The sequence below is a fragment of the Acinetobacter sp. genome (genome assembly GCF_049284435.1).
In the GTDB taxonomy this organism is placed as follows: domain Bacteria; phylum Pseudomonadota; class Gammaproteobacteria; order Pseudomonadales; family Moraxellaceae; genus Acinetobacter.
On sequence record NZ_JBAPXX010000074.1, the window covers coordinates 1 to 13606 of the forward strand.

Genomic DNA, 13606 nt, shown 5'->3' on the forward strand with positions numbered 1-13606 from the left:
AAATGTTCTGTTTCTGCAGTATCCAGCATCACCACAGCCAAGTCATAACGTTGCTGAAAAGGCAGATTTAAAAAGTCAGATACGCTAAAATAGGACCATTGAATAGATGGCTGAAACTGGACTTGGCTCAAGTCCTGCCCAATACAAATAGCAGTATGAATTGGCTGTTCCTGTGCGAAATCGTCTAGCATCGAAGTAATGACATTCTGCTCAGCCATAACTGCATCCTTATGATTTAAGTGAGTAATTTTTATGGAACTTCAGGGCATTTGTCATAAAATGCACGTCGGCCTCAAGGATCTTAGTGTAACTGATCAACAGATACAGCGGGCAAATGTTGAATATAAATTAATTTTAGATCGTGCAGAAATTGATCTTCCGTTTAATTTAGGCCAGGAAATCGAAATTGAATGGACCGGTAATATCTACTGCGTGTCCTGTGGCAACAAAACTTCCAAATCATTTTCGCAAGGTCACTGTTTTAAATGTTTTAAAACCAATGCTTCATGTGATATGTGCATCATGAAGCCAGAGACTTGCCATTATCATTTAGGCACTTGCCGCGAAGATGAGTTTGCACAGAATGTCTGCTTTCAGCCACATATTGTCTATTTGGCCAATTCCAGTGCTTTAAAGGTCGGCATTACCCGTACCAGCCAAATGCCGACTCGCTGGCTTGATCAGGGTGCGACCCAAGCCCTGCCGATTATGAAAGTCGGTTCACGTCGTCTTTCAGGAAAACTTGAAGTTATGTTTGGTACGCAAATGGCAGACAAGACTGACTGGCGTAAGCTACTGAAAGGTGAAGCAGAACCACTGAATCTGATTGAAGTGCGTGAACAGCTGCTAGAAGAATTTGCGCCTAAAATTCAAAACATTCGTGAAGAATTTAATCAGAATCTTGAATTTAACGAAAATATTGAAGTATTGGAAGATGAATTCACACGAGAATTTATTTATCCGGTAGAACAATATCCAGAAAAGATTAAATCGCATAATCTGGATAAAACTCCTGTGATTCGTGGCAAATTACAAGGCATCAAGGGTCAGTATTTAATTCTGGATACCAGCGTGATTAATATGCGCAAATATACTGGTTATGAACTGATTATTCGTGCTGAATAATTAAAAAAGGGAGCATTTGCTCCCTTTTTTCTTATCCAATAATATTAATCTGATCAAATAGCTACTGTTGTATAAGCTGTGAATTAATATTCTGGTCGGCAAAATAAGGGGCTTTGAAGCTTTCTTCTCGTGCTTCCACCACAATCGGCTCAATGAGTGCAATTGATGTAGTCGGCCTTTCTGTATCTTGTAGAAGTAGTGTCAAATCAACTTGAATATCTTGATGATCATTTTCTAAACTTGCAGATTCTTCATCTTGCTCAATCACTGCAGTAAGAATATCTTCAATAGAAGCATGTTGCTCCACGTTTAATGGAAAATTAATTTTTGCTAATGAAATAGTTTCACTACGCTGGCCTGCTGCATTCTCCGAATATAAAGTCAAGAAGCCACCTTGTGCAATTGGATTTTCTATACTCCACTCACCCTTTACATTTGCATAAGTCACATATTCCTGACTATCAGCAAGAATCACAATTTTACCGTAAGGCATTGCCTCGCCAGTAAGCTGTTCGCCATTTTCCAAAATAGTAGGGACAATTGGCTCAAACAAAATGTAACTTGGCTGTTCTGGTTCTATAATAGGTAATTCCGGCTCAGGAAATACCACAGGAATCGCCAATGCAATGATGTTAGATCTAATAACTAAATCATTTACTGCATAAATCTCTAAAGTTCCTCCATGTGCAATCGGGTTGAGTAACGACCAATCCCCCTGATCATCAACACTAGTGGTATATTCATGACCATTTGCCGTCACAATAATCTGCGTATGAGGAGTTGCTTTACCTGATAGATATTCACCCTACTCTAAAATAACTGGGATAATAGGTGCCCAATCTGGAAATACCGGAATTTCAGGAAGTGGCGCCATACCAGAAATAAAAGGTGGAGATTCTTCTCCAAGTTCATTACGAGCAAATACTTCCATAAATGTACCCGGCACCATCGGATTTAGAAGTGTCCATTGCTCATTTGCATCAGCTTCAGTGTTATATTCAATACCATTATGCCTAACCACCACCGTCACATGCGGATCAGCCATACCGACTAGATAATCACCCTCTTGAGAAAACACAGGTATACTCGGAGATAGTGGTGCTATTTGCGCTAATCCAATTTCTAATGAAACAATTCCTTTTGCATTTACAGCAACAATCATCACCGAGCCTGTGCCTGAGATAGGATTATGCAGTGACCAATTTCCCTGCGCATCAGCAGTAGCAGTAGTTTGATATTGCTGACCATTATAAGTTGCAATAATAGTAACAAATGGATCTGCCATACCAACAATTTGGCTACCAAACTCCGTTACCTCAGGCGTAGAAGGTTTGAGAATAATTGCAGTTTCATCGCGAACATAACCTTTACCCGGTTTATTTGGTTCATGACCTTTTCTAGGTTTATTGGGTTGGGGGTGATACTGAGGTGATTTAACGATCTGCGCATGCTGCGGAACAGGGTTAAAATGCGATATTTTTTCATTATATGCCTTATCATTTTTTATTTATGCTGAATGTATATAGGCTTGAAGATAGCCTAAAATAATTATATATCAGATATTTAATATTATTTCCTATAAGATTATAAATTTTAGAAAATAAAAAAACCAGCCCACAGGCTGGTTTTTTATACAACAATTTTATTTGATTTTTGCTTGAGATTTCAGGTAACGCGTATAGTCATCAAATTCCTGCTGACCACGAAGTTGTTGATATAACTTCACCAACTCACTACGCTGTTCTGCACTCAATACATCCACCGGATTTTTCTTTACTTCTGATACCGCAACCACAACTAGCTCATTTGGCATTTTCGCTGTCGTCACTGACCAATGGTCTGCTTTTGGTGTCGGAAGACTAAAGGCCGCACGCTGCACATCACGTTTTAGTAAACCTTCAGCACGTGTGTAGACACCAGCATCTCCAAAGATCAAATCACCTTTCGCCACTGCTGCCGCCGGTTTGGTTTTAAACTCATCCAAAGCTTTCTGAATTTTTGCTTTTGCCAGAGCAGCAGCTTTATCTTCAATCAGCTGAGCCTTAACACGTGGTTTTGCTTCTGCCAGTGTTTGTTCGCCGGCTGCATGATAATTACGCACCTTGATCCAGGCTACATCACCATTAGCCAACTGAATGCTTGATGAAGCATTACGATCACCATTTTTAACATCATCATTAAACAATTTGACTTTGAGGTTAGCATCGCTCAGCACTGGATCACGGGTCGAAAGTGTTACCCCTTGGGCTTTCTGGACTTGTACACCTTTAACTTCCTGTGTAACGACATCCAGAGAATCACTTCCTACTACCATATCATTCAGCGTATTGACTGTATCAGAGAAAGCATTGGATTTTTTAGCAGCCAAGACTTCTTCAGACAAACGTGCTTTTTGTGATTCAAAAGAAGGAACCGCAACATCTGGCGTTTGCACAGAAATAATGTGGTAACCATAATCTGTTTTCACCGGTGCAGACGCCTGACCAGATTTTAAAGAACTAACCGTCTGGTCAAATGCAGTACCAAATACACCTTCTTCATAGACAGCAAGCGCACCACCTTTAGACTTAGATTCAGGATCTTCAGAATATTGTGCTGCAGCTTGAGCAAAAGTGGTACCGGCTTTAATTTTGGCTGCAATGTCGGTCGCCAGTTTTTTTGCTTCAGCATCACTACGACTGTCTGCCGTAATTAAAATATGCTTCACATCTGGTTTAACTGCCTGTTTTTGTGTCGCAACAAAAGCCGTGTATGCTTCCTGAAGCTCAGCATCGGTAACCGCTAAACTCTGCACCTGAATATCGCTTGGCTTTAACACCACATAGTCGACATCCACACTGGTCGGCTGTTTGAACAGTGTTTTGTGCTTTTCATAATAGGCAGCAATGTCTGCATCCGTCACTTTGACATCTTTTTTATAGTTATCCAGATTAATGCTGGAAATATGAATATGACGTTGTTCAGTTTGTAAATCGGCAATCTGCTGCATTTCGACTGGGCTCACCAGTGGATAATCCAGGAAAGTCGATGACAGCATTTTCAGCGCATGATCTTTACGTAAACTTTCGATCAAAGCGCGATTGGTCATGCCAATTGATTTTAGATAATTTTCATATAAAGCATTCGAGAACTTGCCATCTTGCTGGAAAGTAGGCTGCTGAGCAATCATCTGTTCAATTTGCTGGTCACTCAGACTGATCCCTAATTCTTCAGCCTGTTGCAGCAATACAGTACGTGCAACCAGAGTATCCATGGCTTTCTGGTCAATGAAGCTTTGATTCAGTAAAGTTTCATCCCCATTGGCATAACTGAGATATTGTTCTTTAAATGATTTGGTCAGTGACTCTAATTCTTTTTGAGATATTTCAGTCCCGTTCACTGATTTTGCCGCATCAGAGTTTCCGCTGCTAAAATATCCTTCAATACCTACAAGTGCTAACGGGGTCAAAAACAGAACGAGCAAGACTTTGCCCAACCAACCCTTAATAACTTTACGAAAAGCTTCCATAAGTATTCCAATATTTTATTTGCAAAGGATTTTAACCGAAAATACCCATTGAATGAATGTGTTAATCATCACAATTAAATTTATCAATAAAAAACGCGCCAAAGAAGGCGCGTTTCGTCGCTGGGTAAGCTTAAGCTACAGCGTCTTTTAAGCCTTTACCTGCTTTGAAGCTAGGTACTTTGCTTGCTTTGATCTCAAGAGTAGCACCAGTTTGTGGGTTACGGCCAGTACGTGCAGCGCGTTCTTTCACACCAAAAGTACCAAAACCCACTAAAGTTACTGTATCACCCGATTTTAAAGCTTCAGTAACAGAAGCAATTGTAGCATCTAAAGCTTTACCTGCGTCAGCCTTAGATAATCCCCCTTTTTCTGCAATTGCATCAATTAATTCTGATTTATTCATGAAGATTACGTCCTCTTAATATCGTTTATTTAAGGTTCAAGAATTGGTTTAACATGCCATAACGCCTTTATAGCAATGCTTTAGGTATAAACGCAATACTTAAGAACCTCTTTTTTTTCAAAAAATATGCGAAAAAAACATTGAATAATAAATAAAGTCATTTTATTTATGTTTTTTCGACAATTCTTCTTTCATTTTTTCTTGTTCCGCAGTCAACTGATCAACCTTGGCATGCAACTGAAGGATTAAACGTTCCAAATACTGTACATCCTTCAGTGTGACTAATCCTATACGATTCAATGAGTGATGAACAGAGTTGTCGATTAACTTTTCGACTTTGTCTTTGGTGTCTGTGACCGACTCTTTGGCCTTTTCCGAAACCTTTTCTACAGTTTGATCGGCAATATCTGCAGTTTTAGATTCAACCTCTTCCCCGACCTTGACCAACGAGTCAAACAGTTTATTGCCTTCTTCTTCTGCACGTGAAAATGCCCCCAGTCCAGCCAACCAGATTTGTTTGGTGTATTTACGAAAATCAAGAACCGATTTGCGCTCCGAGGCAGATTTAGACTTGGTTTTCAGCGGTTTCTCATTTGAAGCTTCAGCTGAGTCTTGTGCTGTTTTTGACTTGTCCATGTGCACGGCTCCTGTTTGTTTTCTGCGCAATTTTTATAAATTATTCTACAAAACCACTGCATAATAGCAAATTTAGTACTTGATAGATTTGATAAACTGTTCTACAAAGCAATTTATTTCAAGTCTAATTTGATTTAACCCTGAAATCTCTTCACAAGCAGGAAGCTTTTTCACTTTATATTTCAGGTAAGGATTGGTTGTATATGAGCGAATCGCAACAAAGTCAAAATCAACCGCATTTGTTGCTTACGATGACGTTAATTGTTTTAGAGACAATATTTACCTTCATTCTCAAGCATGATCGTGTCGTTGCATTACAGGCCAAAAAGTTTGTAGATGAAAACATCTCGATTAAAATCAATAGCTATATTCCGTATTTCGACTTTTATGTGCAATTCACCCCCAATGGACTATTATTTGACCATAAAGCACCGGGCCGCATTATCGACCTGGATGTGCGCACAACACTTCCCGATCTGATTAAAATTTTTATTTTTGGCAATCGTCGTAGCATTCGCAGCATGCGCATTGATGGTCATCAGGTTTTAAAAGATGAGTTTCGTGATCTGTTAACCGTATTCAGCTTGCCAAAAGTACTAGCCGACTGGAAACACTGGCTGTCTGATGCACCAACAGATGAAGCAGAAATTATTGCTTCTAAAAAGCGTATTGCGCCGCTTCTAAAGAAAATTGAAGAGCAGCGTTCCAAGATCAATACCTTGCAAGTGGAAGTCAAACAGTATAAAAACCGCCTGAAACGGATTGAACGCCGTCAAAAGCGTATTAATATCATTTTTGGCCTGAGCAGCGTACTTTTGATTATGTTATTAGTGTATAATTGGCTGAGCATGTAAATCTTTCATTATCCGAAAATTAAATCCCACTAAGGTCTACTAAAAATAACTTGACTAATTTAGTCGGGATTCATAAAATCTACACATCTAGTCTAACCATGTGTATCGAATCATGCGCCTAACCACTCGCGGTCGCTACGCTGTGACTGCTCTACTTGATCTAGCTTTGCAGCCTTCTGAAAAAACGATAACGCTCGCTGAAATTGCAGCACGTCAAACTATTTCTGTTGCTTATCTTGAGCAGTTATTTGCGAAGCTCAAGCGTCATGGTTTAGTTTCTAGTGTTCGTGGCGCAAATGGTGGTTACCATTTAGCACGTAATGCAGATGAAATTACTGTGTTAGCAATTATTGAAGCTGTAAACGAAACAGTTGATGCGACTCGCTGTGACCATAAAGGCAACTGCCAGAATGGCGCGATGTGCTTGACTCATGATTTATGGCAGGAACTCTCCCATCACATCGCCGATTATTTAGAAAAAATCTCGCTTGCTGATCTGGTTGCACGTGACAACGTCCAGACTGTGTCATTACGCCAAAAATCAGCACCTTTAGATTCAGCCCTTTTATCGGTTACAGGTATTTGACATGAAACGTCCGATTTATCTTGATTATGCAGCTACAACTCCTGTAGATCCTCAGGTTGCTGAACGTATGATGGAATGCTTAACATTCGATGGTACCTTTGGTAATGCGGCATCTCGTTCACACGCGTATGGTTGGCAAGCAGAAGAAAAAGTTGAATATGCACGTGAACAAGTTGCGAATTTAATTAAAGCTGATCCACGTGAAATCGTATGGACTTCGGGTGCAACCGAGTCAGACAACCTTGCGCTTAAAGGTGTGGCTCATTTCTATGCATCTAAAGGTAAACATATCGTTACCTCTAAAATCGAACATAAGGCAGTTTTAGATACCTGTCGTGAGCTTGAGTCTGAAGGTTTTGAAATTACCTATATTGAGCCGCAACCTCAAACTGGTTTAATTACTCCAGAAATGGTACAGGCAGCGATCCGTCCAGATACGATTCTTGTTTCCCTGATGATGGTAAACAATGAAATCGGTACTGTGACTGATGTTGCAGCGATTGGTGAAATCACTCGCGCTAACAAGATTTTCTTCCATGTCGATGCAGCTCAGGCGGCGGGTAAAGTTGAAATTGATCTTTCAACTTTAAAAGTAGACTTGATGAGCTTCTCTGCGCACAAAATCTATGGCCCTAAAGGTATTGGCGCACTGTTTGTACGTCGTAGCCCACGTGTACGCCTTAAAGCTGAAATGCATGGTGGCGGCCATGAACGTGGTATGCGTTCAGGTACCCTTGCGACTCACCAGATTGTAGGTATGGGGGAAGCGTTTGAACTTGCAGGCAAAAACATGGAAGCTGAACAGACTCGTCTACGCGTACTTCGCGACAAATTGTGGAATGGCTTACAAGGTCTTGAACAAGTGTTCCTGAACGGCCATCCAACACAAAACGTTGCGAACTATCTAAACATTAGCTTCAACTTCGTTGAAGGCGAATCATTGATGATGGCATTGAAAGATGCTGCGGTATCTTCAGGTTCAGCATGTACATCTGCAACACTTGAACCATCTTATGTACTTCGTGCATTGGGTCTTTCAGACGAGCTTGCACACAGTTCGATCCGCTTCAGCTTTGGTAAATACACCACTGAAGAAGATATCGATCACGTATTGACTATCACTAAAGCTGCTGTTGAGAAGTTACGTGAACTTTCTCCGCTTTGGGATATGTATAAGGAAGGTATTGACCTTTCTAAAGTTGAGTGGGCTGAGCACTAATTTTCACCCTGAGATAGTGACGAATCCGTTGCTATCTCATTGAGAAAAGTTTTTTTACCCCCATATTTAATACTAAGGCTGACCCCGAGGTTTGGAGAAGCAACATGGCTTATAGCGAAAAAGTAATTGATCATTACGAAAACCCTCGTAATGTTGGCGTTTTAGACAAAAATGCTGAAAACGTTGGTACTGGTATGGTTGGTGCGCCAGCATGTGGTGACGTAATGCGTTTACAGATTCAGGTAAACGACGAAGGTGTGATTGAAGAAGCACGTTTCAAAACTTATGGTTGTGGTTCTGCCATTGCATCAAGTTCACTTGTGACAGAATGGCTCAAAGGTAAAACTTTGGATCAAGCTCAAGCGATCAAGAACATTGATATTGCAACTGAACTTGCACTTCCACCAGTAAAAGTACACTGCTCTGTTCTTGCAGAAGATGCAATCAAAGCAGCTGTAGAAGACTACCGTAACAAGAAAGTTAAAGCTTAATTGTTCCACGTTTTGAAATTTTAACGGAGTTTTCATGATCCATTTAACTGAAAATGCTGCAACTCATATCAGCAATTATTTAAAAAATCGCGGTAAGGGTGAAGGCATTCGCGTTGGTGTGAAAACTTCAGGCTGTTCTGGTTTGGCTTATGTACTTGAGTTCGTTGACGAAGTCGATACACATGACCAGGCATTTGAGCAGTTTGGGGTTAAAGTGTTTGTTGATCCGAAAAGCTTAGTTTATCTTGAAGATATGGAGATGGACTATGTTAAAAACGGCTTGAATGAAGGCTTTGAATTTAATAACCCCAACAAAAAAGGCGAATGCGGTTGTGGTGAATCCTTCACTGTATAGACCCGGCAGTTATTCTCTTTTGACATTAAAACAGTGTGTTTCACACTGTTTTAATTGCATTTATACTGTTATTTTTGCACATTAATCGCGGATCCCATCTCCCATGAATCATTTTGAGCTGTTTAATCTTCCGGTAGCACTCGATATTGATTTAGCGGCTTTAAAGACTGAATTTTTAAAGTTGCAGCAACAATATCACCCCGATAAAGCTGAAAATAAAGATCAGGCCCTGATTAAATCAAGCGACATCAATCAAGCGTTTAAAGCTTTGTCAGCGGTCGATAGCCGTGCAGCGTATTTATTGTCTCTCAAGAAACAGGATTATCACTTAGATCAGTCGATCAGTGATTTTGAATTCTTGCAGGACGCGCTGGAAATTCGTGAACAACTCGATGATGCAAGCTCTGCTGAAGACCTGACGTCACTCAAAGTTGAAGTCCAGCAATGGATTGACGGTCTGGTGCGCGAGTTTAAAATTGACTATACGAATGCAGACTGGGCTGAAGCACGCGATACAGTGCGTAAACTACGCTTCTTTGTTAAAGTCATGGCCGATATCGACAAGGCGGAAGACCGCTTCCTCGATGATGACAGCTTTGACCTTGATGATGATTTCTAATTTTTAATATTTAACGTGCAAAGGATGTAACACTATGGCTCTCTTGCAAATTGCAGAACCAGGTCAATCAAGTGCACCACATGAACACCGCATTGCGATTGGTATCGATTTAGGCACCACCCATTCTTTGGTTGCCACGGTTCTTTCAGGTAAAGCCAAAGTGCTTAATGACGAACAAGGTCGTGTGCTACTTCCTTCTATCGTGCATTATGCAGAACAGCAAACTCAATACGGTAATGAAGCTGCGCCTTTTATTACCACTGACCCTAAAAATACTATCATTTCAGTCAAGCGTTTTATGGGTCGCTCCAAAGCCGATATCAAATTCCAGCACCCTTATGCGTTGGTCGGTGAAGCCAATGAAATGCCGGCTTTTGAAACCACGCAAGGCCGTAAAACGCCGGTTGAGATTTCTGCAGAAATTTTAAAGCAGCTGAAAGACCGCGCTGAAACTAGTCTGCAAAATCCGGTGAATGGCGCAGTGATCACTGTTCCAGCCTATTTTGATGAAGCACAACGTCAGGCAACCCGTGATGCAGCCCAACTTGCCGGTTTAAATGTTTTACGTTTATTGAATGAGCCAACCGCAGCTGCTGTGGCTTATGGCCTGGATCAGGAAAGCAACTTAAGTACAGATCGCAACTATGTGATCTACGACTTGGGTGGCGGCACCTTTGACGTTTCGATTCTGCGTTTCTCTCAAGGTGTGTTTGAAGTTCTGGCAACCGGTGGCCACACTGCTCTCGGTGGTGATGACCTGGATCGTTTGATCCTGAAATGGGCCAAAAAACAGCTGAATATCGAAACGTTAGATGATGCTGAATATGCACATTTCATTGTGGCTGCGCGTAAAGCCAAAGAAGCACTTTCAGATGCTGAAACCGTTCAGATTCAATTGCTTGATCAAGTTTTGACCCTGGATCGTCCGACATTTGAAGAGATCATTAAAGTTGCTTTGGATAAGACCATCAGCGTATGTAAGCGTGTGATGCGTGATGCCAAGCTTGAACTGGATGACATTCAGAATGTCGTTTTGGTCGGTGGCTCAACCCGTTCTTATGCAGTACAAAAAGCAGTGCGTGAAGTATTCAACCAAGAACCGCTTTGCACCATTAACCCGGATGAAGTGGTTGCGATTGGCGCATCGATTACCGCAAACCAATTGATTGGCAACTCGACTGATGGTTCTTTGTTATTAGACGTAACCCCTCTATCTCTTGGTCTTGAAACCATGGGTGGACTGGTTGAACGATTAATTTCGCGTAATACTGCGATTCCAGTGGCGCGTCGTCAGGAATTTACTACTTATCAAGATGGCCAGACTGCCATGTTGATTCATGTGGTTCAAGGTGAACGTGATCTGGTTGAACATTGTCGTAGCTTGGGCCGTTTTGTCCTGCATGGCATTCCGCCAATGACTGCTGGTCAGGCACGTATTGAAGTGACTTTTCAGGTTGATGCTGATGGCTTGCTGACTGTATCTGCCAAAGAAACCACTTCTGGTGTGACAGCTCAAATCGATATCAAGCCATCTTATGGTTTGTCGGGTGAAGATACTGAACGCCTGTTGCTAGACGGTTATAAGTTCGCTGAAGAAGATAAAAATCTTCGTCATTTGAATGAAACCAAAGTTGAAGCACAGCGTGAACTGGAAGCACTGGTTCAAGCACTCAAAGCGGATGCTAGTCTTTTGACTGAGAAACAGCTTGCAGCACTGCAAACTGCGCAAGCACAACTTGAAACTCAGCTTCAGGGTTCAGATATCAAAGCAATTGAATCTGCCGTTGAACAGCTTAAAATACATAGTGATGCTTTTGCAGCAGCACGTATGAATCAACATATTGATGCAGCTCTTAAGGGCACTAAACTCGACGACTGGTCAAACTCAAACTAATTTAAGGTAACGACTATGCCACGTATTAAAGTTCTTCCACATGCGCAGATTTGCCCCGAAGGTGCTGAGTTTGAAGTCGAACAAAATGCCAATCTTTGCGAAAGCCTGCTGAAAAATGGCATTAAAATCGAACATGCCTGCGATATGTCAGCAGCATGTACCACCTGTCATGTGGTGGTACGCAAAGGTTTTGACAGTCTGGAAGAAATGGATGATGTTGAAGCTGACTTACTCGATCGTGCGTGGGGTCTAGAACCTGATTCACGTCTTTCTTGTCAGGTTAAACTGGACGATGAAGATCTGGAAATTGAAATTCCAAAATACACCATTAACCATGCTTCAGAAAATCACTAAGATTTTCGTTGCAGGCTAAAATAAAAAACCACGCTCAGGCGTGGTTTTTTCTATTTAAATATAAGCAATTTTAATCAAATATTTTTTATTTGGATTGAGTTAATTTAGATAAATTCTAAATATGTTCAATTACTTCATCTTCAAGCTTCAATTTGACAATGCCTTGTGAGTTCGTCATTTTCTGCTGAGTCTCAATGCGTTTAATCATTTTTTCCAGCACATGAATCAGCTCAGGATATTCAAAGTTTTGCACTTCATCCAGATTCAGCAATAAATGAAAGCCCTTATATTCATAATCGAACCAACGCTGATACTCGACTTTCTGAGACGCGTATTTTTCCATTACTTGCCAGGTTCTTACAGGTGCTTTAATGCCTTTCAGGAAAATCGGCTTTTTCGGTGCACAAAGATAATCATCTTTGATCAAATTATGAGTATCTTCTGAAATCAGGATTTCATCGACTTCCGCTGCACTTTGCAAACGCGCAGCCAGGTTAGCATCACGCCCTACAATGGTATAAGCCATACGATGCGTAGCCCCATAATTCCCTACGTGGCAATAACCTGTCGAAATTCCCATGCGGATATGGAGTGGCGGATAACCCATTTTAATCCAGCGTTCACGCAGCAATTTCATTTGCTGACGCATCGCCAATGCCATTTCCATACAGTTCTTGGCATCCCGTTCCACACCTTCAGAGTTCGGATCACCAAAGAAAATCAGGATGGCATCACCCATGAATTTATCGACAGTCGCTTCATAATTTTTAGCGATTTCGGTCATGTGCCGCAGATAATCATTCAACAGGAATGCTAAATCATCTGGAATCAGAGTTTCAGATAGCTCCGTAAACCCTTGAATATCAGAGAAAAATATCGTCAACTTTTTACGTTTATATTCAATTTTGGCTTCAGATTCACCTTTCATAATGGATTGCCATAACTGCACGGGCGCATAGCGACTCAGTTGATTGGCAAATTCCATATAACGGTTCATCTGTTCGAAATAATGGTCTTTTTTCTGGGTCATGTATTGCACACGACCACTTTGATAAAAACTTCCAACACCGAAATAGGTAATCAGGCAGATAAAGCCTAAAACGGTCAGCTCACTGCTGGTCGGTTGGAAATAATTGTTAAAACCAAAGACCAGAATGTTGGCCAGATAGAACAACGTAATCCCGATCAGGCTAGCCAGAGAGGCCATCATAAATGAAATTTTATTGCTAATTGCGGTATAGAGTACTGCGACCAGACCCAGCAAGGACAAGACCAAGTCTAAATGCACGGCCGCCAAAACCACCGAAATGACAATGACATCAATCAGGAAAAGAATATTACGCCGAATGTGATAATCATGACGATAGATCAGCCAGCGAGATAGCTTGGGGGTGATCAATAAAACCAGAAACAAAAAAAATGGAACAAAAAGTTGATACTGGGTATCTGGTTCAGTGTAATGAAAGACGACCAGAACCAGAGACAGCATGATATATCCCATCATGCGATGGAAATACTCAAACTGATGGGGTTCTTTTTGAATCCAGTCGTCTAATCGCACT

General features: G+C 41.1%; 15 protein-coding genes and 1 pseudogene. 9 read left to right on the plus strand and 7 right to left on the minus strand.

Annotation, left to right across the window (positions count from 1 at the left end; all coding sequences use genetic code 11):
• Window positions 1-218, minus strand: a pseudogene (locus WAK81_RS06650) (hypothetical protein); the annotation flags it as partial.
• A 34-nt stretch (window positions 219-252) separates the two neighbouring features.
• Here WAK81_RS06650 and WAK81_RS06655 point away from each other — a divergent pair.
• Window positions 253-1125, plus strand: coding sequence for a DUF2797 domain-containing protein (locus WAK81_RS06655; protein WP_422196197.1), 873 nt, complete (start codon window positions 253-255; stop codon window positions 1123-1125).
• 61 nt (window positions 1126-1186) lie between these two features.
• Here WAK81_RS06655 and WAK81_RS06660 read toward each other — a convergent pair whose 3' ends face one another.
• From WAK81_RS06660 to WAK81_RS06680, 5 genes are all read right to left on the minus strand, one after another.
• Window positions 1187-1885 (minus strand): hypothetical protein, encoded by a 699-nt coding sequence (locus WAK81_RS06660; protein WP_422196198.1) that lies wholly within the window; start codon window positions 1883-1885, stop codon window positions 1187-1189.
• 45 nt (window positions 1886-1930) lie between these two features.
• On the minus strand, window positions 1931-2410 hold the full coding sequence (locus WAK81_RS06665) for a hypothetical protein (RefSeq protein ID WP_422196199.1): 480 nt from the start codon (window positions 2408-2410) through the stop codon (window positions 1931-1933).
• A 357-nt stretch (window positions 2411-2767) separates the two neighbouring features.
• A complete protein-coding gene (locus tag WAK81_RS06670) occupies window positions 2768-4633 on the minus strand; it encodes a SurA N-terminal domain-containing protein (protein WP_422196200.1) in 1866 nt (621 codons plus the stop codon).
• Window positions 4634-4763: 130 nt separating this feature from the next.
• The gene (locus WAK81_RS06675) at window positions 4764-5036 is read right to left on the minus strand and encodes an HU family DNA-binding protein (RefSeq protein ID WP_004279807.1); all 273 of its coding nucleotides are present in this window, start codon (window positions 5034-5036) and stop codon (window positions 4764-4766) included.
• A gap of 162 nt (window positions 5037-5198) precedes the next feature.
• A complete protein-coding gene (locus WAK81_RS06680; RefSeq protein ID WP_422196201.1) occupies window positions 5199-5672 on the minus strand; it encodes a phasin family protein in 474 nt (157 codons plus the stop codon).
• Window positions 5673-5875: 203 nt separating this feature from the next.
• On the opposite strand from WAK81_RS06680, the gene WAK81_RS06685 reads away from it, so the two are divergent.
• The 8 genes from WAK81_RS06685 to fdx all read left to right on the plus strand — a co-directional run bounded on the left by WAK81_RS06685 (window position 5876) and on the right by fdx (window position 12044).
• Window positions 5876-6526 carry a hypothetical protein gene (locus WAK81_RS06685; RefSeq protein ID WP_422196202.1) on the plus strand — a complete coding sequence of 217 codons (651 nt, stop codon included), beginning with the start codon at window positions 5876-5878 and terminating at the stop codon, window positions 6524-6526.
• Between the two features lie 112 nt (window positions 6527-6638).
• A complete protein-coding gene (locus WAK81_RS06690) occupies window positions 6639-7112 on the plus strand; it encodes an Rrf2 family transcriptional regulator (RefSeq protein ID WP_004279811.1) in 474 nt (157 codons plus the stop codon).
• Between the two features lies 1 nt (window position 7113).
• On the plus strand, window positions 7114-8331 hold the full coding sequence (locus WAK81_RS06695) for an IscS subfamily cysteine desulfurase (RefSeq protein WP_422196203.1): 1218 nt from the start codon (window positions 7114-7116) through the stop codon (window positions 8329-8331).
• A gap of 104 nt (window positions 8332-8435) precedes the next feature.
• Window positions 8436-8822 (plus strand): Fe-S cluster assembly scaffold IscU, encoded by a 387-nt coding sequence (gene iscU / locus WAK81_RS06700; RefSeq protein ID WP_422196204.1) that lies wholly within the window; start codon window positions 8436-8438, stop codon window positions 8820-8822.
• 34 nt (window positions 8823-8856) lie between these two features.
• A complete protein-coding gene (gene iscA / locus WAK81_RS06705; RefSeq protein WP_422196205.1) occupies window positions 8857-9177 on the plus strand; it encodes an iron-sulfur cluster assembly protein IscA in 321 nt (106 codons plus the stop codon).
• Window positions 9178-9280: 103 nt separating this feature from the next.
• Window positions 9281-9796 (plus strand): Fe-S protein assembly co-chaperone HscB, encoded by a 516-nt coding sequence (gene hscB / locus WAK81_RS06710; RefSeq protein ID WP_422196206.1) that lies wholly within the window; start codon window positions 9281-9283, stop codon window positions 9794-9796.
• A gap of 34 nt (window positions 9797-9830) precedes the next feature.
• Complete coding sequence (gene hscA / locus WAK81_RS06715; RefSeq protein ID WP_422196207.1) at window positions 9831-11690, plus strand: Fe-S protein assembly chaperone HscA; 1860 nt, start codon at window positions 9831-9833, stop codon at window positions 11688-11690.
• A 15-nt stretch (window positions 11691-11705) separates the two neighbouring features.
• Window positions 11706-12044, plus strand: a complete 339-nt coding sequence (gene fdx / locus WAK81_RS06720; RefSeq protein ID WP_004279821.1) for an ISC system 2Fe-2S type ferredoxin — start codon at window positions 11706-11708, stop codon at window positions 12042-12044.
• A 115-nt stretch (window positions 12045-12159) separates the two neighbouring features.
• On the opposite strand, the gene WAK81_RS06725 is transcribed toward fdx, so the two are convergent.
• Window positions 12160-13605, minus strand: coding sequence for an adenylate/guanylate cyclase domain-containing protein (locus WAK81_RS06725; protein WP_422196208.1), 1446 nt, complete (start codon window positions 13603-13605; stop codon window positions 12160-12162).
• Window position 13606 lies beyond the last annotated feature (1 nt).